This window comes from Caldimonas hydrothermalis (genome assembly GCF_056746695.1).
Map to the genome: position 1 here is coordinate 1 of NZ_JBWQXA010000012.1, position 17,500 is coordinate 17,500.

Consider the following 17,500-nt stretch of genomic DNA (forward strand, 5'->3'; position numbering starts at 1 on the left):
TTGACAGCACCAGCAGCGCCGTCGTCTCGGCCAGCGCCTTGTCCTTGCGGCGCACCTCGCGCTCGAGTTCCTTGATGCGCCGCCGGTCTTCCTTGGTGGCCTGCGGGCTCGCGCGTGCTTCCTCGGGCTCGGCCAGCGCCTGCGTGGCGCTGTCTCGCCACTGCTGCAGCTGCTGCCGATACACACCATGCTCGCGGCACCAGGCGTTCTTGGCCGCCTCGTCCATGGCCGCAGTGGCGATCACCGCCTCCAGTCGAGCCGCCGCTGTCCAGCCCCGCTCTCGAGCAGGCCTGGACAGCGCGTCCGCCCGCCAACGCTGCAGCGTGTCGATGCTCACCCCCATCTCACGCGACACCACTTCCAGCGGCGCGCTCTCCGGCGGCAGCAGCCTGGCCACCGCCCGGTCCTTGAATGCTTGTCCGTATCGAGCCAACTCGTTCTTCCATCCTCGCCCCCAGGTTCATCGTTCTATCGGGGCGACAACTATTCTGACGCAGGGGGTCGGCCATGGGCTGCGCGATGTGCTTTCCGGCACTGGCCAGCATCGGCGCGGCTGTCGGCTTGGGTTTTCTGTCCCAGTGGGAGGCGGTTTTTGTCGGTACCTTGTTGCCCTTGTTTGCCGTCATTGCCTTGCTGGCGAATGCCTTGGGCTGGTTCAGTCACCAGCAATGGGATCGCAGCGTGCTGGGCATGATCGGCCCGATCCTGGTGTTGATCGGACGTTACACCTTCGTCAGTAGCGTGCTCTACGTGGGACTTGCATTGATGCTGGGCGTGGCGGTCTGGGATCTGCTATCGCCAGCAAAACGTCGCTGCGGGCCGGATGGCTGCGGACTGCCGGCAAAACGTGGCTGACGTTTCGAGCACACGCCATTTGAAGAGTAAGAATTCATGGCACATTTGAAAATCACCGGCATGACCTGCGACTCCTGCGCCGCTCATGTCAAAGCGGCGCTGGAAAACGTCCCGGGCGTGCGGGCGGCCGAAGTCTCCTATGCCCAGGGCAGCGCCTGGCTCACGATGGAGCCCAACACGTCAACCGAGGCCCTGATTGCCGCCGTCACCGGACTTGGCTATCGCGCGACGCTGGCTCATGCCCTCTCTAGTCCCGCAAAGAGCGGACTGCTCAACCGCGTGCGGGAATGGGTTGGCGGCGGCGGTAAGGTCGGCCACGACAGCGGACTGCATATCGCCGTCATCGGCAGCGGCGGTGCCGCGATGGCGGCGGCGCTGAAAGCCATCGAGCAAGGCGCGCGGGTGACGCTGATTGAACGCAGCACCATCGGCGGCACCTGCGTCAACGTCGGCTGCGTGCCCTCGAAGATCATGATCCGCGCCGCCCATATCGCCCACCTGCGCCGCAAAAGCCCGTTCGATGCCGGCCTGCCGCCCACGCCGCCGGCGATCCTGCGTGAGAAGCTACTGACCCAGCAGCAGGCGCGCGTCAATGAGCTGCGCCATGCCAAGTACGAAAGCCTCCTCGATGGCAACCCGGCGATCACAGTCTTGCAAGGCGAAGCGCGCTTCAAGGACGGCCATAGCCTCACGGTGCTTTTGCCCGATGGCGGCGAGCGCGCCGTGAGCTTCGACCGCTGCCTGATCGCCACCGGCGCGAGCGCGGCCGTGCCGCCGATTCCCGGCCTCAAGGACACACCCTACTGGACGTCGACGGAAGCGTTGGTGAGCGACGCCATCCCCGAGCGGCTGGCCGTGATCGGCTCGTCGGTGGTGGCGGTCGAACTGGCGCAAGCCTTTGCCCGGCTGGGGAGCCGGGTCACGATCCTGGCACGCAGCACGCTGTTCTCCCGCGAAGACCCGGCCATCGGTGAAGCACTGACGGCGGCGTTCCGCGCCGAGGGCATCGAAGTGCTGGAGCACACGCAGGCGAGCCAGGTTGCGCATACGAATGACGAGTTCGTGCTGACGCTCCCGAGCGGTGAACTGCGCGCCGACCGGCTGCTCGTCGCCACCGGTCGCGTACCCAACACCCACAGCCTGAACCTCGAAGTGGCGGGCGTCGCGGTGAACAAGCAGGGGGCCATCGTCACGGACCAGGGGATGCGTACCAGCGCACCGGACATCTACGCCGCCGGTGACTGCACCGACCAGCCGCAATTCGTCTACGTGGCAGCGGCGGCTGGCACGCGCGCCGCCATCAACATGACGGGCGGCGATGCGATGCTCGACCTCACCGCCATGCCGGCGGTGGTGTTTACCGATCCGCAGGTGGCCACGGTGGGCCTTTCCGAGCAGGAAGCACATTTGAAGGGCATCGAAACCGACACCCGCCTGCTCACACTCGACAACGTGCCGCGTGCGCTCGCCAACTTCGACACGCGCGGTTTCATCAAGCTGGTGATCGAGGAAGGCAGCCACCGGCTGATCGGCGTGCAGGCGGTCGCGCCGGAAGCTGGCGAACTGATCCAGACGGCGGCGCTCGCCATCCGGGCGCGGATGACGGCGCAGGAACTGGCCGAACAGTTGTTCCCGTATCTGACCATGGTCGAGGGCCTGAAGCTCGCGGCGCAGACCTTCAGCAAGGACGTGAAGCATTTGTCCTGCTGCGCGGGATAGGGCGAGGAAGTAGGTGTCTTTTGTGAGCACCTACACGGTATCGAAGCTGGCCCAGGACGCGGGCGTCAGCGTCAGCCTGATGCGCGACCATGTGCTGCGCTTCGTGCGCGCCCTGTTCGAGGCCGGGATTGGTCTGGGTGAAACGGTGCCGGCGTTATGCCCCGTCAATTGGTGCAGCCGTCTTCTGAAAACGATATCAGCGGCGTCTGGCCTGCCGCACGCCCGGGACCTGGGCCACCACGCCCAGCACCTGGGCCAGGCGCGCGGAATCGGCCACCTCCACGGTGAAGGTCATCCACGCCGTGCCGCGCACGGTCTGGGTGTTCACGCCGATGACGTTCATCTTCTCCTTGGCGAACACTTCGGAGATGTCGCGCAGCAGCCCCTGACGGTCGATGGCCTCGACCGCCACGTCCACCGGATAGACTGGGATCCTGTCGCCAGTGGGTTGGCCCCAGGTCACCGCGATCACCCGCTCCGGGTGACGCCCGGCAATCTGGCGGAAGGTCGAGCAGTCGGCGCGGTGCACCGCCACCCCTTTGCCCTTGGTGACGTAGCCGCCGATCGCGTCGGGCGGTGCGGGCTTGCAGCAGCGCGCCAGCGTGGTCAGCAAGGACTCCACGCCCACCACGAGCACACCGCCCTTGCCGCTGCCGGAGTCGCTGCGTGGCTTGCGCAGGGCAATCTGGTCATCGGCCGTCGTTGCGGGATCGGACGGACGCAACAGGTTCTCGATGTGGCGCAGCGAGTACTCGTCCTTGCCGACCACGTCGAACAGGGCATCGGCATTGCGAAAGCCCAGTTGCGTGGCCAGGTCCTCGAGCTTGATCGCAGTGCGCCCCTCCCGCTGGAGAAGCTTTTCCACCAGCTCGCGTCCGCGGGCGATGGTCTGCTGCTGGGCCAGGGCGTTGAACCAGGCCCGCACCTTGGCCTTGGCCCGCGCGCTGCGCAGGTAGCCCAGCTCGGGGTTGAGCCAATCCATCGACGGGCCACCTTCCTTGGCCGCCACCACTTCGACGGTCTGGCCGCTTCGCAGGGGCGTGTTCAGCGGCACCATGGCGCCATCGACCCGGGCGCCGCGACAGCGGTGGCCCAGGTCGGTGTGCACGGTGTAGGCGAAGTCCACCGGCGTGGCACCGGCGGGCAGCTCCACGATGGCTGCCTGCGGCGTGAAGACATAGATGCGGTCGTCGAAGACCGCGCCCGAGGTCTGCGTGGCCTGGCCAACGAAATCGCGCTCCCAGGCCAGCAACTGGCGCAGCACGGCCTTGCGGGCCTCGGCCACCTGGGCTTCGAAATCGCCGGCCGCGCTCACGCCCGCATAGCCGCGGGTACCGGCCTCCTTGTAGGCCCAGTGGGCCGCCACGCCGTGCTCGGCATGCTCGTGCATCGCCTGCGTGCGGATCTGGATCTCCAGGCTGCGCCCTTGTTCGTCGTAGACCACGGTGTGCAGCGACTGGTAGCCGTTGGGCTTGGGTTTGGCGATGTAGTCGTCGAACTCCTCAGGCAGCGGCCGGTAGAGCTCATGGACCAGGCTGAGTGCGGCGTAGCAATCGGGCACGCCGGGCACGATGACACGCAGGGCCCGCAGGTCGTAGACGTGGTCGAAGTCGAGCTGCTTGCCCCGCATCTTCTTCCAGATGCTGTAGATGTGCTTGGGCCGGCCTTGCACCTGTGCGGCGATGCCGTGCTCACGCAATTGGGCGCTCAGGCGCTGACGGGCCTGCTCCACGACCTGCTCGCGCTCGATACGCTTTTCGTCGAGCTGTCGGGCAATCGCCTTGTACTGCTCGGGTTCGAGGAAGCGGAAAGACAGATCCTCGAGCTCCCATTTGATCTGCCAGATGCCCAGGCGGTTGGCCAGCGGCGCGAACACGTGCAGCGATTCGCGCGCCAGCACCAGCGGACATTCGCGTTTGGATTGGGCGTAATAGCGCAGCGTCTGCAGGCGCGAGGCCAGGCGGACCAGCACCACACGCAGGTCGCGCGAGAACGCCAGCAGCATCTTGCGCACACGCTCGGTCTGCTCGGCGCGCATCTCCTCGTCGATCAGGGCGTCGCGGGCGTTGCGCTGGATCTGCACCAGCTTGCGCGTGGCCGCCACCAGGCTGGCATACGATGCACCGAAGGCCTTGCCGATCACCTCCTCGGGCTTGTTCAGATATTCGCCCACGTAGACGAGGTAGACCGCCGCGAGCAGCGAGGGCGAGGCGCCGATGGAGCGCAGGATCGAGGCCACGCCGGCGGCGTGGTCCAGCGCATCCTCGCCGGTGTCGAGCCGCTGGCCGGCCAACAGGGGTTCGGCAAAGGCGCGCGCGCGCTCCAGGCGCGCCGTCTCCTGGGCCAGGGCCTCGGCCATGCCGGGCCCGCGCAGCGAAGCCGCCGCGGCGGGCGAGTCCATCTCGCCGGCCAGTTGCACGATGGGCGCGGCCACCTCGGCCGCGTCCTGGGACATCGTCTTCATGCTGTCGTCAGAAACTCCCGGACCACGGCCACCTGGGCCGGATCCACCAGCGTGGGTGCATGGCCCACGCCTTCGAACTCCACCACGGTTGCCCGCGGCCCGCGCTCGGCCATGGCCTGCGCCGTCTGCGCCGTGAGCAGGTCCGACTGCGCGCCGCGGATCACCAGCGTGCGGGTGCGCAGGCTGTCATAGCGCTGCCACAGCAGGGCCTGCGCGGCCGCTGCCATCTCGGGCGTGGCCGCATGGAAAGGCACGGCGATCTTCGGATCGTAGTGCGGGATGTAGGCCACGCCCCGTTCGTCCTCGATCCGGCGCAGCATCGGCCGTGTCAGAGCGAGCCACTGCTCGTGCGTGTGCGGGCCGAAGCCTTCCGAAATCGAACGGAAGTAGTCGGCCGCGGCCTCCACGGTGTCGAAACGAGGGAGCTGCCCCAAATAGGTGCCGATGCGCTGCAAAGCCGCCGGCTCGATCGTGGGCCCTACGTCGTTGAGCACCAGGGAGCGCACCGGAGCCCCCTTCAGCGAGGCCAGGCCCAGACCGATGAGTCCGCCCATCGAGGTGCCCACCCAGTCCACCGTCTCGGCCCGCACCCGCGCGAGCAGGGTGACCATGTCGGCCACATAGGTCGGGATCTGGTAGCCCATCGGGTCGTCGAGCCAGTCCGAGCGGCCGCGGCCCACGACATCGGGGCAGACCACGCGGTAGTGGTCGCACATCGCCTGGGCCAGCACGTCGAAGTCGCGGCCCTGGCGCGACAGCCCGTGCACGCACACCAGCACCCGGCCGTTGGACGGGTCGCCCCATTCCCAATAGGCCATGCGGTGCAGGCCGTGGGGGTCGAGGCATTGCACGAAATCCAGGCGCGGCTGCGTCATCGGGGCCCTCCTCTCTGATAATCCAGGGGCTTGTCGCTGATTCTCCCTGAACCTTAGCAAAGAGGACTCCATATGTTGAAAGGCAAGACCGCCCTGGTCACGGGTTCGACCAGCGGGATCGGCTTGGGGGTGGCCCTGGCACTGGCACGCCAAGGTGCCGACGTGGTGCTCAACGGTTTCGGCGACGTCGAGGCGGCCAAGGCCGAACTGGCCCGGACCGGCGTGCGGGTGGGCTACCACGGCGCCGACATGAGCCAGCCGGCGCAGATTGCCGAGCTGATGGCCTATGCCGCCCAGGACTTCGGCGGCGTGGACATCCTGGTCAACAACGCCGGCATCCAGCACGTGGCCCCGGTGGAGGACTTCCCGCCCGAGAAGTGGGATGCGATCATCGCGATCAACCTCAGTTCGGCCTTCCACACCACCCGCCTGGCCCTGCCCGGTATGAAGCGACGCAACTGGGGCCGCGTGATCAACATCGCCTCCACGCACGGCCTGGTGGCCTCGGCGCAGAAATCGGCCTATGTCGCCTCCAAGCATGGCATCGTGGGTTTCACCAAGGCCGTGGCGCTGGAGACCGCCACCACCGGCGTGACGGTCAACGCGATCTGCCCGGGCTGGGTGCTCACCCCCCTGGTGCAAAAGCAGATCGATGCCCGTGCCGCCCAGGGTGGCATCTCCTTGGAGCAGGCCCAGCGCGAACTGCTGGGCGAAAAGCAGCCCTCGCTGCAGTTCACCACGCCCGAGCAACTGGGCGCGCTGGCCGTGTTCCTGTGTTCCTCCGCCGCCGACAACGTCCGCGGCGTGGCCTGGAACATGGACGGCGGCTGGGTGGCCCAGTAAGCCATCGAGCCAGCAGGCGCCGAGCGTGCGGCCCGGCCCCTGCGCGGGCCGGGCGGGTGGGTGGCAGCGCGAAACGCGCAGGCCCTACTTCAGCACCACGCTGCCACTGACCGTCACCGTCACGAGCGCCTTGCCGGCCTCCACCGGCAGGGGAGCCGCCTCGGCGGCCATCACATCGGCTTTGGCGCGCATCATCAGGGGCACCGGGATCACACCGGGCTCCTGGGTCGAGACGTTGATCTCGCGCAGCTCATAGCCGCCGAAGCCGAAGAGCTTGGCCAGTTCCTGCGCTTTGGCGCGGTACTGGGCCACGGCCTGGGCCTGCACGGCGGCCTCATGTTTCTCGCGGGCCTGGCGTGACAGCCCCTGCGACACGCGCGCCACGCTCAGCGTCTGGATGCGTGCGGCCGTCTGGGTGATGCGCGCGATGTCCGTGCCTTCCAGCACGACCTCGGCCGTGCCTTGCCAGCCGGAGATCCGCCCCTGACTGGCATAGCGCGGGTAGACCGAGAAGTGGCCGGTGCGTACTTCCATCGCGCCAGGCTGCGCGGCGGGCCGGGCCTGGACCAGGGCGGCCTCCACCGCCTGCTGCAGCGCCTTCTGGACCGTGGCGGCATCGCCGGCTTCCCGCGTGGTGTTCAGCGTCAGGCTCAGGAAATCCTGCGGGACTTCCACGCTGGCGCTGGTGGCAAAACTCACCACGTTGGCCGCCGCCGGCTGGGCCAGGACGGAAGGAGTTGCCAACGCGGTAGCAAGGCACAGACCGGGCAGAACGAAGCGTCGCTTCATGGGATCCTTTCCTGAGGTAACAAGAGGCTCGACGTGACAGGCTAACGCAAGCCCGCGTCGAAACGACGACGGCCGGTGCCGCCTTTGCCCAGGCTTTACATGCGCTTCACCCGTCTTCACACGGGGATTTGCGGCCTCGGGCCCCGAGTGGCAATATTTGTAACACTTGGTCAAAACGACCGTTTTCGGCGGTTGCTCACCCGCACAATCCCGCGTTGTTACAAATTCGGGAGTCCCCATGACCACAGCCCCCCAGACCCCCGCGCCGCGCCCCGACCAGATCGTGGTGGTGGACGATGATGCCCGCATCCGCGACCTGCTGCGCCGCTACCTCACACAGGAAGGCTTCGAAGTCTTCCTGGCCGAGGATGCCAAGGCGCTGAACCGGGTGCTGACGCGCGAGACCGTCGATCTGATCGTGCTCGACCTGATGCTGCCCGGCGAGGACGGCCTGTCGATCTGCCGCCGGCTGCGCGCGGCCAACGACCAGACACCCATCATCATGCTCACCGCCAAGGTCGAGGACGTCGACCGCATCGTGGGCCTGGAGGTGGGCGCCGACGACTATCTGCCCAAGCCTTTCAACCCCCGCGAGCTGCTGGCGCGCATTCATGCGGTGCTGCGCCGCCGCCCTGCGATGGAGGCCCCTGGCGCCCCCACCAAGGAGCCGCAGACCGTGGTGTTCGGCCCCTTCGAATTCGACCTCGCCCAGCGCCGCCTGACCCGGGACGGCGAAGCCATACCGCTGACCACGGGAGAGTACTCGATGCTCAAGGCCCTGGTGCGCCATCCGCGCCAGCCGCTGTCGCGTGACAAGCTGGCGCAACTGGCCCGCGGCCGCGAGTTCGAGCCCTTCGACCGCAGCCTGGACGTGCAGATCTCGCGCCTGCGCAAGATGATCGAGCCTGACCCCGCCCAGCCCCGCTATATCCAGACGGTGTGGGGCGTGGGCTATGTCTTCGTGCCCGACGGCGCGACCTGACCCCGCCCGGCCGGACGCTGCGCGCCAGACCCCCGGGTCTGGCGTTTTTTCATCACCGATGACGCTGTCCCGCGCCTGCGGGCGGCATACTGCGGGGCGCATCCAGCCCCTGCCCTGTCCGACAAGCCCCGATGGTCCGCAAACGTGTCACCCTGAGCCTGTTCTGGCGCACCTTCATGCTGCTCGGGGCCTTGCTGGGGTTTGGCATCTTCGCCTGGGTGCAGACCTTCCGCGCCCTGGAGTTCGAGCCCCGGGCCGTGCAGGCGGCCCAGCAACTGGCCAGTCTGGTGAACCTCTCACGGGTGGCACTGCGCTACACCGACAGCATCAACCGCGTCACCCTGCTCAAGACCATCACCGAGCAGGAAGCCATCCGCGTGCAACCGCGCGAACCTGGCGACGCCTACGTGCCCTTCGACACCGACCGCTTCTCGCGGCGCATCGCCGAGGAATTGCGCACCCGCCTGGGCCCCACCACCGTGGTGGCCTCCAGCGTGAACGGGCGGCCGGGCCTGTGGATCGACTTCGCCATCGAGACCGACCGCTACTGGCTGCAGGCCGATCCGCAACGCCTGGAGCCCGTCACCGGCAAGACCTGGTTCGTCTGGGTGGGCATCGCGCTGCTGGCCACCGTGATCGGCTCGGCCACCGTGGCGCGGCTGATCAACCAGCCCCTGCGCCAGCTCTCGTTCGCCGCCAGCCGCATCCGCGAAGGCGAGTACGAATCCCGCCTGGACGAGAACACGATGACCAGCGAGATCCGCGAGGTCAACAAGGGCTTCAACCGCATGGCCCGCGAGCTGGCCAAGGTGGAGGAAGACCGCGCCGTGATGCTCGCCGGCATCTCGCACGACCTGCGCACGCCGCTGGCACGTCTGCGCCTGGAAGTCGAGATGAGCGTGCAGGACGAGGAGGCCCGCCGCTACATGGCCGCCGACATCGACCAGCTCGACGCCATCATCGACAAGTTCATGGACTACGCCCGCCCCAGCGAAGTCAAGCTGGTGCCGGTGCACCTGTCGGGTGTGATCGACCGGGCCGCCGCGGCCTTCCGCGACGCCAGCCAGATCCGCATCGAGTCGCGCGTGGCCATCGACACCATGGTGCTGGCCGACGAAACCGAGCTGGGCCGCGTGATCGGCAACCTCTTCGAGAACGCACGCCGCTATGGGCGCAGCAGCGACACCGGCATTGCCCTCGTGCAGGTGACCTATGCACGCACCGGCCCGTGGGTGATCATCAGCGTGCGCGACCACGGGCCCGGCGTCTCGCCCGAGAAGCTGCCCCAGCTCACCACGCCCTTCTTCCGCGGCGATGCGGCGCGCACCGCCGCCACCGGCGCCGGCCTGGGCCTGGCCATCGTCGAGAAAACCATCATCCGCATGGGCGGCACCTTCGAGCTGAGCAACGCGCCTGCGCCCGACACGGGACTGATCGCCCGCATCCGGCTGCGCAAAGCCCCCTGATCAGGCGCGCCGCAGCAGGCACACCGCGCGCGCCTCGATCGATTCCTGCCGGCCCACGGGCCCGAGCTTCTCGGCCGTCTTGGCCTTCACGTTGACCTGCTCCACCCCGCACCCGAGGATGGCGGCAATGCGCTGGCACATGGCCGGGATGTGCGGCGCCATCCTGGGCGCCTGGGCGACGATGGTGGCATCCAGGTTGACGAGCTCGTAGCCGCGCTCGCGCACCCGGCGCATCGCCTCGGCCAGCAGCACCGAGGAATCGGCGTCGCGCAGGCGCTCGTCGGTGTCGGGAAAGTGGCGGCCGATGTCCCCCAGGGCTGCCGCCCCCAGCAGTGCGTCGGTGATGGCATGCAGCAAGGCGTCGGCATCCGAGTGGCCCTGCAGGCCCAGATGGTGCGGGATCTCCACGCCGCCGAGGATGAGCTTGCGGCCAGCCACCAGTGCGTGCGTGTCCCAGCCTTCTCCGATGCGGATGTCCATCAGCGTATCCTCAGCAGTCGCTCGGCCAGGACGAAGTCCTGGGGATAGGTGATCTTGAAGTTCTCCAGCGCGCCAGGCACCAGCTTGGGCCGGTGGCCCAGGGCCTCGACGGCGCTGGCCTCGTCGGTGACCGTCTCGCCCGCATGCACCATCGCGCTGTGGAGCAGGCCCAGGCGGAACATCTGCGGCGTCTGGGCCTGCCATTTGGCGCGCCGGTCCAGCGTCCCCGCGCAGCGGCCCGCAATCTCTTCCTTGAGCGTGTCGGCCACCGGCAGGGCCAGCAAGCCGCCGACCTCGTCATTGAAGCAGGCCTCGATCAAGGCCTCGACCCACTCGGGGCGCAGCAGGCAACGTGCGGCGTCATGCACCAGCACCCAGTCGTGCGGCTGAACGCCGCGCTCGCGCAGCGCGACCAGGCCGGCTGCCACCGACGCCGCCCGGCTGGGCCCGCCCACGCGGGCCACCCAGCCCGGATAACCTGGAGCCGCCTGCTCGAACTGCGTGTCGTCGGGGGCCAACACCACCAGGGTGCCGGCCAGCCTCGGTACGGCGGCCAGGGCCGCCAGCGTGTGCGCCACCACGCTGCGCCCGGCCACGAGCTCATATTGCTTGGGGCCGGCGGCCCCGGCGCGGGCACCTATCCCTGCGCAGGGAACCAGCGCATAGCAGCGGGGAGCCTCGAAGGAGATCTGCATGAAAGGCCGGGCTATGGGGAAGCGGATTCTATAATCCGGGCATCCGTTCGCCCCGGGGGAGCGCCCTTTCGGGGCGATTTGCTTTTGCCAGGCCGCCTCTCATGCAGATCCCGTCCCTGTCCCCCGGCAAGCGCTACACCCTGCCCCGGCCGCCGGGTTCGGCCGATGCCTTGCTGCTCGCGCGTTTCGCCCGTGAACAGACTCAGGCCGGACGCCTGACGGCCGTCATCACCGCCGAACCCGCCGATGCCCAGCGGCTGCACGACGAGATCGCCTTCTTCGACCCGGCCTTGCGCTGTGCGGTGTTCCCCGACTGGGAGACCCTGCCCTACGACACCTTCTCGCCTCACCAGGACCTCATCTCCGAGCGCCTGGCCACGCTATGGCGCGTGCTGCGCAAGGACGTGGACGTGGTGCTGCTGCCGGCCTCCACGGCCTTGGTGCGCCTGGCGCCGCCGTCGTTCCTGGCGGCCTATACCTTCCACTTCAAGCAGAAGGAAAAGCTCGACGAAGCCTCGCTGAAGGCCCAGCTGACCCTGGCCGGCTACACCCATGTCAGCCAGGTGGTCTCGCCGGGCGAATATGCCGTGCGCGGCGGGCTGATCGACCTCTTTCCCATGGGCTCGCCGGTGCCCTACCGCGTGGACCTCTTCGGCGACGAGGTCGATTCCATCCGCACCTTCGACCCCGACAGCCAGCGCAGCCTCTACCCTGTGCCCGAGGTACGCCTGCTGCCCGGGCGCGAGTTCCCGATGGACGAGGAGGCCCGCGCGAAGTTCCGCGCCCGTTGGCGCGAGCGCATCGAGGGCGACCCGAGCAAGGCGCGGGTCTACAAGGACATCGGCAACGGCATCGCCACCGCCGGCATCGAGTACTACCTGCCGTTGTTCTTCGACGAGACGTCCACAATCTTCCAATACCTGGGCGAGGCCGCCGTCCTGGCCCTGCATGGCGAGATCGACGAAGCCCTGAAGCGCTTCTGGAGCGACACCCGCGAGCGCCATCGCTTTTTGCAGCACGACCCCGAACGCCCGCTGCTGCCGCCCGAAGACCTCTTCCTGCGCCCCGAGGACTTCTTCAGCCTGGCCAATGCCCATGCCCAGCTCGCGCTGCGCGGCCACGAGCCGGTGGACTGGGCCCGCCCCCTGCCCGACCTCTCGGCCGAACGCGGCGCCCCCGAGCCGCTGAAGCGGCTACAGGTGCATGTGGGCACCACGCCGCACCGCGTGCTGATCGTGGCCGAATCGCCCGGCCGCCGCGAAAGCCTGCTGGAGCTGCTGCGCGACAACAGGATCGAGCCGCCCACGATCGATTCGCTGGCCGCCTTCGAGGCCGGTGAGGCCCACTTCGCGATCACCGTGGCCCCGCTGGCCGGTGGCTTTCACTGGGCGCGCCCCGAGCCCGCCCCGGCCATCCAGTTCGTCACCGAGACCGAGCTCTTCGCGGTGGCGCCCACGGCACGCCGCCGGCGCAAGCAGGAGCAGGTCAGCAACGTCGATGCACTGATCAAGGACCTGTCGGAGCTGAAAGTGGGCGACCCGGTGGTGCATGCCAACCATGGCATCGGCCGGTATCAGGGCTTGCTGAACATCGACTTGGGCGATGGTCCGAGCGAATTCCTGCACCTGGAGTATGCCGACAAGGCCACGCTCTACGTGCCGGTGTCGCAGCTCCACCTCATCAGCCGCTACACCGGTGTGAGCTCCGACGAGGCGCCGCTGCACCGCCTGGGCTCGGGCCAGTGGGAGAAAGCCAAGCGCAAAGCGGCCGAGCAGGTGCGCGACACGGCGGCCGAGCTGCTGAACCTGTACGCCCGCCGCGCCGCGCGCGAAGGCCATGCCTTCCGCTTTTCGCCGCACGATTACGAGGCCTTCGCCGCCAGCTTCGGCTTTGAGGAAACCCCCGACCAGAACGCCGCCATCCACGCCGTGATCCAAGACATGGTGAGCCCGCGCCCCATGGACCGCCTGGTGTGCGGCGACGTGGGCTTCGGCAAGACCGAGGTGGCCCTGCGCGCGGCCTTCGTGGCGGTGACGGGTGGCAAGCAGGTGGCGCTGTTGGCGCCCACCACCCTGCTGGCCGAGCAGCACTACCAGACGCTTTGTGACCGCTTTGCGCAGTGGCCGGTCAAAATCGCCGAACTTTCGCGCTTTCGCACCGGCAAGGAAGTGCGCCAGGCCCTCGACGGACTGGCCGACGGCACGGTGGACATCGTCGTGGGCACCCACAAGCTGCTCTCGCCCGACGTGAAATTCGCCCGCCTGGGCCTGCTCATCATCGACGAGGAGCACCGCTTCGGCGTGCGCCACAAGGAGGCCATCAAAGCCCTGCGCGCGGAGGTGGACGTGCTCACGCTCACCGCCACGCCCATCCCGCGCACGCTGGGCATGGCGCTGGAGGGCCTGCGCGACCTGTCGGTGATTGCCACCGCGCCGCAGCGGCGCCTGGCCATCAAGACCTTCGTGCGCAACGAAAGCAGTGGCGTGATCCGAGAGGCCGTGTTGCGCGAGCTCAAGCGCGGCGGGCAGGTCTACTTCCTGCACAACGAGGTCGAGACCATTCAGAACCGCCGCGAGAAACTGGCCGAGCTGCTGCCCGAGGCCCGCATCGCCGTGGCCCACGGCCAAATGCACGAGCGCGAGCTGGAGCGCGTGATGCGCGACTTCGTGGCCCAGCGCTACAACGTGCTGCTGTGCTCGACCATCATCGAGACCGGCATCGACGTGCCCACGGCCAACACCATCGTCATCAGCCGTGCCGACAAATTCGGCCTGGCCCAGTTGCACCAGTTGCGCGGCCGTGTCGGCCGCTCGCACCACCAGGCCTATGCTTACCTGTTGGTGCCCGATGTCGAAGGCCTGACCAAGCAGGCTGCGCAACGGCTGGAAGCCATCCAGAGCATGGAGGAGCTGGGCTCGGGCTTCTATCTCGCCATGCACGACCTGGAGATCCGGGGCGCCGGCGAGGTGCTGGGCGACAGCCAGAGCGGCAACATGCAGGAAGTGGGCTTCCAGCTCTACAACGACATGCTGGCGCAGGCCGTGCGCGACCTGAAGGCCGGCCGCGAGCCCGACCTGCTCTCGCCGCTGAACGTCACCACCGAGATCAACCTGCACGCCCCTGCGCTGCTGCCCGAGAGCTACTGCGGCGACGTGCATGTGCGCCTGAACCTCTACAAGCGCCTGGCCACCACCGAGAAGACCGACCAGATCGACACCCTGCTCGAAGAGATCACCGACCGCTTCGGCAAACTGCCCCCGCAGGGCCAGACCCTCTTCGACGTGCACCGCCTGCGTGTACTGGCCAAGCCCTACGGCGTGCTCAAGATCGACGCTGCGCCCACGGGCATGAGCATCACCTTCCGCCCCAACCCGCCCATCGATGCAATGCGCATCATCGAGCTGGTGCAGAAGAACCGCCACATCAAGCTGGCCGGCAACGACAAGCTGCGCATTGACAAGGCCCTGCCCGAACCCAAGGATCGCGCCCAGTTCATCCGCGACGTGCTGCGCTCGCTGGGCGCGCCGGTGGCAACCCCGGCCTGAGCCCGACGCAAGAGACTGCCCTCCCCTTCTCCTGCCATGACCACCTTCATCGAATACGCCCCCGGGCTCGTCATCCGCGGCTTCACCCCGCCGCTGCGCCTGGCTGACTACAAGGCCATCGCCTTCGACATGGATTCCACGCTGATCAACATCGAGTGCATCGACGAGATCGCCGACGCCGTGGGCAAGAAGGCCGAAGTGGCCGCCATCACCGAAGCCGCGATGCGCGGCGAGATCACCGACTTCAAGGACAGCCTGCGCCGCCGTGTGGCGCTGCTCAAAGGGGTGCCCGAAGACGCGCTGATGGAGGTCTACACCCAGCGCCTGCGCCTGAACCCGGGTGCGGCCGAACTCATCGCCGCCTGCCGCGCCGCGGGCTTGCGCACCCTGCTCGTGTCGGGCGGCTTCACCTTCTTCGCCGACCGCGTGCGCGAGCGCTTGGGGCTGGACCACGCCCATTCGAACGTGCTGGAAATCGAGAACGGCCGGCTCACCGGTCGAGTGGTGGGCGACATCGTGGACGGCGAAGAAAAGAAGCGCCAGCTCCTGGCCCTGTGCCAACGCCTGGGCTGCCCGCCCTCACAAGCCATCGCCGTGGGCGACGGCGCCAACGACCTCCTGATGATGGCCGCCGCCGGTCTGAGCGTGGCTTACCACGCCAAGCCCAAGGTGCGCGAGCAGGCGATGGTGGCGATCAACCTTGGCGGTCTGGATCGCTTGCTGGACGTGCTGCATTGAAGCGCCAAGCCCGCATCGGTTGGTCCGTGCGGGCTGAATGTCAGCCTCGTGCCGGCATCACCACGATGCCGTCTTCGTCGGCGAACAACCATTCGCCCGGACGCACCCACACGCCCTGCACTTGCACCGGCACATCGCGCTGGCCCTGGTGGCGGCGTTCGGTAGGCATGGGGTTGAGGCCCAGGGCACGGATACCGACGTCGCATGTGCGAATCTCAGCCAGGTCGCGCACGCAGCCGTTCACCACCACACCGGCCCAGCCGTTCTTCGCCGCCGCGGCGGCGATGTTGCCGCCCACCAGCGCGCGGGCCAGCGAGGCGCCGCCGTCCACCACCAGCACCTGGCCGTGGCCCGGTCCTTCCAGCAAGGCTTTCACCTCGGTGTTGTCCTCATAGCACTTCACCGTGCGCACCGGGCCGGCAAAGCGGGCCTTGCCGCCGTAGCTGTGGAACACGGGCGGCAACACGCGGAAGGCGCCGTCGGTGTCGGCCTTGTGCTCGTCGCACAGATCGCAGGTGGAGAAGGTCTCGAAGTTCATGCGTTGTCGATCTTCTTGATGGGCGGTTTGACGTCCTCGGGCCGGGCCGGCAGCATGGGCTGGTGCTCGCGCGCCGCGTTGAGGATGATGGAGGTGGAAGTTTCCGTGAGCAAGCAGAACTTCGTCACCACCGCATCGAGGTGGGCGACGTCGATCACCGCGATTTCCAGGATCCAACTGTCCTCGCCGGTCACGTTGTAGGCGTTGATCACCTCAGGCGTCTGCTGGATGAGCTTCACCACCCGGGCGTATTCGGCCCGCCCCACCCGCACGATGGCGCGGATGCCATAGCCCAGTTTGGCGAGGTTCACACTGGCGCGGTAGCCGGTGATGACGCCGGCCGATTCCAGCTTGCGCACGCGCTCGGTGACGGCCGGCTGACTCAGGTGCACGCGCCGGCCCAGCTCGGCCATCGACAGGCGGGCATCGGCCTGCAGTTCGGCCAGGATGCGGGTATCGTGATGGTCCAGTTCCAGGTTCAAAGTCAAGGCAGCTTCCTTCTTTGAGATTCACGGTGGATTGGCTTCATCTCCGTTGAATTCATCTTCATCGGCGCTTCAAGCTTTTCTAGCATAGCGGCTCAACACCTGACGACAACACGCTCATGTCCACCGCCACCTCTTCGCTGCCCTCCGCCCCCGCGCTCAGCCCGATGGTGATGCTCTGCCTCGCGGCCACCTGGCTGGTCTGGGGCTCCACCTACCTGGCCATCAAGTATGCGCTGATCAGCTTCCCGCCTTTTTTCCAGATGGGCACCCGCTTCCTGTTGGCCGGCGTGGTGCTGGCCGCCTGGATGCGCTGGCGCGGCGTGGCCTGGCCCAACGCGCACCAATGGCGCAATGCCCTGGTGGTGGGCACCCTGATGCTGGGCGGTGGCATGGGCGGCACGGCCTATGCCGAGCAGACCGTGGGCTCGGGCCTGGTGGTGGCCTTCATCGCGGTGGTGCCGCTGATGATCGCGGCCCTCAACCTGCTGTGGCGTGTGGTGCCCGCTCGCCTGGAGATGGCTGGCATCGCCGTGGGCCTGGCCGGCGTGCTGATGCTCACCCAGGGCGCCGGCTTCCAGGCCTCCCCCGCGGGGCTGGCAGCGATTGCGATCGCCTGCCTCACCTGGTCGCTGGGCAGCGTGCTCAGCCAGCGCAGCCTGCCGATGGCCCCGGGCGCGATGGGTTTCGCCAGCGAGATGATCTGCGGCGGGCTCGTGCTGATGGCGCTGGCCTGGGCTGCCGGCGAGTCGCCCGCCTGGCCGCCCGAGCCGCTGGCGGTGGGCGCGTGGTTCTACCTGGTGGTGTTCGGCTCGCTGATCGCCTTCAACGCCTACATGTACTTGCTGGCGAACACGAGCGCCGCGCTGGCATCGAGCTACACCTTCGTCAACCCGGTGATCGCGATGGTGCTGGGCGTGACGGTGGCCGGCGAGCACATCACCGGCCCCGAGTGGCTGGCCGCCGGCATCGTGCTCGGCGGCGTGGTGCTGATGCTGCGCGGCACGGCAGCGCGGCGTCGATGAA

16 protein-coding genes and 1 pseudogene are annotated in these 17,500 nt (G+C 68.0%); 9 read left to right on the plus strand and 8 right to left on the minus strand.

Annotation, left to right across the window (positions count from 1 at the left end):
- Positions 1-433 (minus strand): transposase (locus AC1ECW_RS13885; RefSeq protein ID WP_481202060.1); only part of this gene is annotated, 433 nt, incomplete at its 3' end.
- Between the two features lie 74 nt (positions 434-507).
- On the opposite strand from AC1ECW_RS13885, the gene merC reads away from it, so the two are divergent.
- The 3 genes and pseudogenes from merC to AC1ECW_RS13900 form a co-directional block, all read left to right on the plus strand.
- On the plus strand, positions 508-855 hold the full coding sequence (gene merC, locus AC1ECW_RS13890; RefSeq protein ID WP_481202061.1) for an organomercurial transporter MerC: 348 nt from the start codon (positions 508-510) through the stop codon (positions 853-855).
- A 36-nt stretch (positions 856-891) separates the two neighbouring features.
- Entirely contained in the window at positions 892-2,574 is a 1,683-nt protein-coding gene (gene merA, locus AC1ECW_RS13895; protein WP_481202062.1) for a mercury(II) reductase, read from the plus strand.
- Positions 2,575-2,596: 22 nt separating this feature from the next.
- Positions 2,597-2,785, plus strand: a pseudogene (locus AC1ECW_RS13900) (hypothetical protein); the annotation flags it as partial.
- On the opposite strand, the gene AC1ECW_RS13905 reads toward AC1ECW_RS13900, so the two are convergent.
- The gene (locus tag AC1ECW_RS13905; RefSeq protein WP_409703279.1) at positions 2,771-5,038 is read right to left on the minus strand and encodes a RelA/SpoT family protein; all 2,268 of its coding nucleotides are present in this window, start codon (positions 5,036-5,038) and stop codon (positions 2,771-2,773) included. The pseudogene AC1ECW_RS13900 and the gene AC1ECW_RS13905 sit on opposite strands and share 15 nt — an antisense overlap.
- Positions 5,035-5,913, minus strand: coding sequence for an alpha/beta fold hydrolase (locus AC1ECW_RS13910; RefSeq protein ID WP_409703276.1), 879 nt, complete (start codon positions 5,911-5,913; stop codon positions 5,035-5,037). The genes AC1ECW_RS13905 and AC1ECW_RS13910 overlap by 4 nt, the downstream gene beginning before the upstream one ends.
- A 72-nt stretch (positions 5,914-5,985) precedes the next feature.
- Between AC1ECW_RS13910 and AC1ECW_RS13915 the strand changes: the two genes are divergently transcribed.
- Entirely contained in the window at positions 5,986-6,756 is a 771-nt protein-coding gene (locus tag AC1ECW_RS13915; RefSeq protein WP_409703273.1) for a 3-hydroxybutyrate dehydrogenase, read from the plus strand.
- An 84-nt stretch (positions 6,757-6,840) separates the two neighbouring features.
- On the opposite strand, the gene AC1ECW_RS13920 is transcribed toward AC1ECW_RS13915, so the two are convergent.
- Positions 6,841-7,545: an SIMPL domain-containing protein gene (locus AC1ECW_RS13920; protein ID WP_409703270.1), complete on the minus strand. Its 705-nt coding sequence runs from the start codon at positions 7,543-7,545 to the stop codon at positions 6,841-6,843.
- Positions 7,546-7,783: 238 nt separating this feature from the next.
- On the opposite strand from AC1ECW_RS13920, the gene ompR reads away from it, so the two are divergent.
- Together ompR and AC1ECW_RS13930 are read left to right on the plus strand one after the other, a co-directional pair.
- Positions 7,784-8,527, plus strand: coding sequence for an osmolarity response regulator transcription factor OmpR (gene ompR / locus AC1ECW_RS13925; RefSeq protein ID WP_481202063.1), 744 nt, complete (start codon positions 7,784-7,786; stop codon positions 8,525-8,527).
- Positions 8,528-8,658: 131 nt separating this feature from the next.
- Complete coding sequence (locus AC1ECW_RS13930; RefSeq protein ID WP_409703264.1) at positions 8,659-9,993, plus strand: ATP-binding protein; 1,335 nt, start codon at positions 8,659-8,661, stop codon at positions 9,991-9,993.
- Here AC1ECW_RS13930 and ispF read toward each other — a convergent pair whose 3' ends face one another.
- Together ispF and ispD are read right to left on the minus strand one after the other, a co-directional pair.
- The gene (gene ispF, locus AC1ECW_RS13935; RefSeq protein ID WP_409703261.1) at positions 9,994-10,473 is read right to left on the minus strand and encodes a 2-C-methyl-D-erythritol 2,4-cyclodiphosphate synthase; all 480 of its coding nucleotides are present in this window, start codon (positions 10,471-10,473) and stop codon (positions 9,994-9,996) included.
- On the minus strand, positions 10,473-11,168 hold the full coding sequence (gene ispD / locus AC1ECW_RS13940; RefSeq protein WP_481202064.1) for a 2-C-methyl-D-erythritol 4-phosphate cytidylyltransferase: 696 nt from the start codon (positions 11,166-11,168) through the stop codon (positions 10,473-10,475). Before ispD ends, ispF begins: the two co-directional genes overlap by 1 nt.
- Positions 11,169-11,269: 101 nt before the next feature.
- Here ispD and mfd point away from each other — a divergent pair, with 101 nt between their 5' ends.
- Positions 11,270-14,713: a transcription-repair coupling factor gene (mfd, locus tag AC1ECW_RS13945; RefSeq protein WP_409706795.1), complete on the plus strand. Its 3,444-nt coding sequence runs from the start codon at positions 11,270-11,272 to the stop codon at positions 14,711-14,713.
- Between the two features lie 36 nt (positions 14,714-14,749).
- Entirely contained in the window at positions 14,750-15,451 is a 702-nt protein-coding gene (gene serB, locus AC1ECW_RS13950) for a phosphoserine phosphatase SerB (RefSeq protein WP_409706798.1), read from the plus strand.
- Between the two features lie 40 nt (positions 15,452-15,491).
- On the opposite strand, the gene rraA is transcribed toward serB, so the two are convergent.
- Positions 15,492-15,989 carry a ribonuclease E activity regulator RraA gene (rraA, locus tag AC1ECW_RS13955; protein WP_409706801.1) on the minus strand — a complete coding sequence of 166 codons (498 nt, stop codon included), beginning with the start codon at positions 15,987-15,989 and terminating at the stop codon, positions 15,492-15,494.
- Positions 15,986-16,477, minus strand: a complete 492-nt coding sequence (locus tag AC1ECW_RS13960; RefSeq protein WP_481202065.1) for an Lrp/AsnC family transcriptional regulator — start codon at positions 16,475-16,477, stop codon at positions 15,986-15,988. Before AC1ECW_RS13960 ends, rraA begins: the two co-directional genes overlap by 4 nt.
- Before the next feature lie 116 nt (positions 16,478-16,593).
- Between AC1ECW_RS13960 and AC1ECW_RS13965 the strand changes: the two genes are divergently transcribed.
- Positions 16,594-17,499 carry an EamA family transporter gene (locus AC1ECW_RS13965; protein ID WP_481202066.1) on the plus strand — a complete coding sequence of 302 codons (906 nt, stop codon included), beginning with the start codon at positions 16,594-16,596 and terminating at the stop codon, positions 17,497-17,499.
- The last annotated feature ends 1 nt before the right edge of the window (position 17,500 follow it).

Bases quoted from the DNA above. Each gene is read 5' to 3' on its own strand.
- AC1ECW_RS13930 (WP_409703264.1), top strand. From the start codon at position 8,659: ATGGTCCGCAAACGTGTCACCCTGAGCCTGTTCTGGCGCACCTTCATG.
- AC1ECW_RS13965 (WP_481202066.1), top strand. From the start codon at position 16,594: ATGTCCACCGCCACCTCTTCGCTGCCCTCCGCCCCCGCGCTCAGCCCG.
- serB (WP_409706798.1), top strand. From the start codon at position 14,750: ATGACCACCTTCATCGAATACGCCCCCGGGCTCGTCATCCGCGGCTTC.
- mfd (WP_409706795.1), top strand. From the start codon at position 11,270: ATGCAGATCCCGTCCCTGTCCCCCGGCAAGCGCTACACCCTGCCCCGG.
- merC (WP_481202061.1), top strand. From the start codon at position 508: ATGGGCTGCGCGATGTGCTTTCCGGCACTGGCCAGCATCGGCGCGGCT.
- ompR (WP_481202063.1), top strand. From the start codon at position 7,784: ATGACCACAGCCCCCCAGACCCCCGCGCCGCGCCCCGACCAGATCGTG.
- ispF (WP_409703261.1), bottom strand. From the start codon at position 10,473: ATGGACATCCGCATCGGAGAAGGCTGGGACACGCACGCACTGGTGGCT.
- merA (WP_481202062.1), top strand. From the start codon at position 892: ATGGCACATTTGAAAATCACCGGCATGACCTGCGACTCCTGCGCCGCT.
- AC1ECW_RS13915 (WP_409703273.1), top strand. From the start codon at position 5,986: ATGTTGAAAGGCAAGACCGCCCTGGTCACGGGTTCGACCAGCGGGATC.
- rraA (WP_409706801.1), bottom strand. From the start codon at position 15,989: ATGAACTTCGAGACCTTCTCCACCTGCGATCTGTGCGACGAGCACAAG.
- AC1ECW_RS13910 (WP_409703276.1), bottom strand. From the start codon at position 5,913: ATGACGCAGCCGCGCCTGGATTTCGTGCAATGCCTCGACCCCCACGGC.
- ispD (WP_481202064.1), bottom strand. From the start codon at position 11,168: ATGCAGATCTCCTTCGAGGCTCCCCGCTGCTATGCGCTGGTTCCCTGC.
- AC1ECW_RS13920 (WP_409703270.1), bottom strand. From the start codon at position 7,545: ATGAAGCGACGCTTCGTTCTGCCCGGTCTGTGCCTTGCTACCGCGTTG.
- AC1ECW_RS13905 (WP_409703279.1), bottom strand. From the start codon at position 5,038: ATGAAGACGATGTCCCAGGACGCGGCCGAGGTGGCCGCGCCCATCGTG.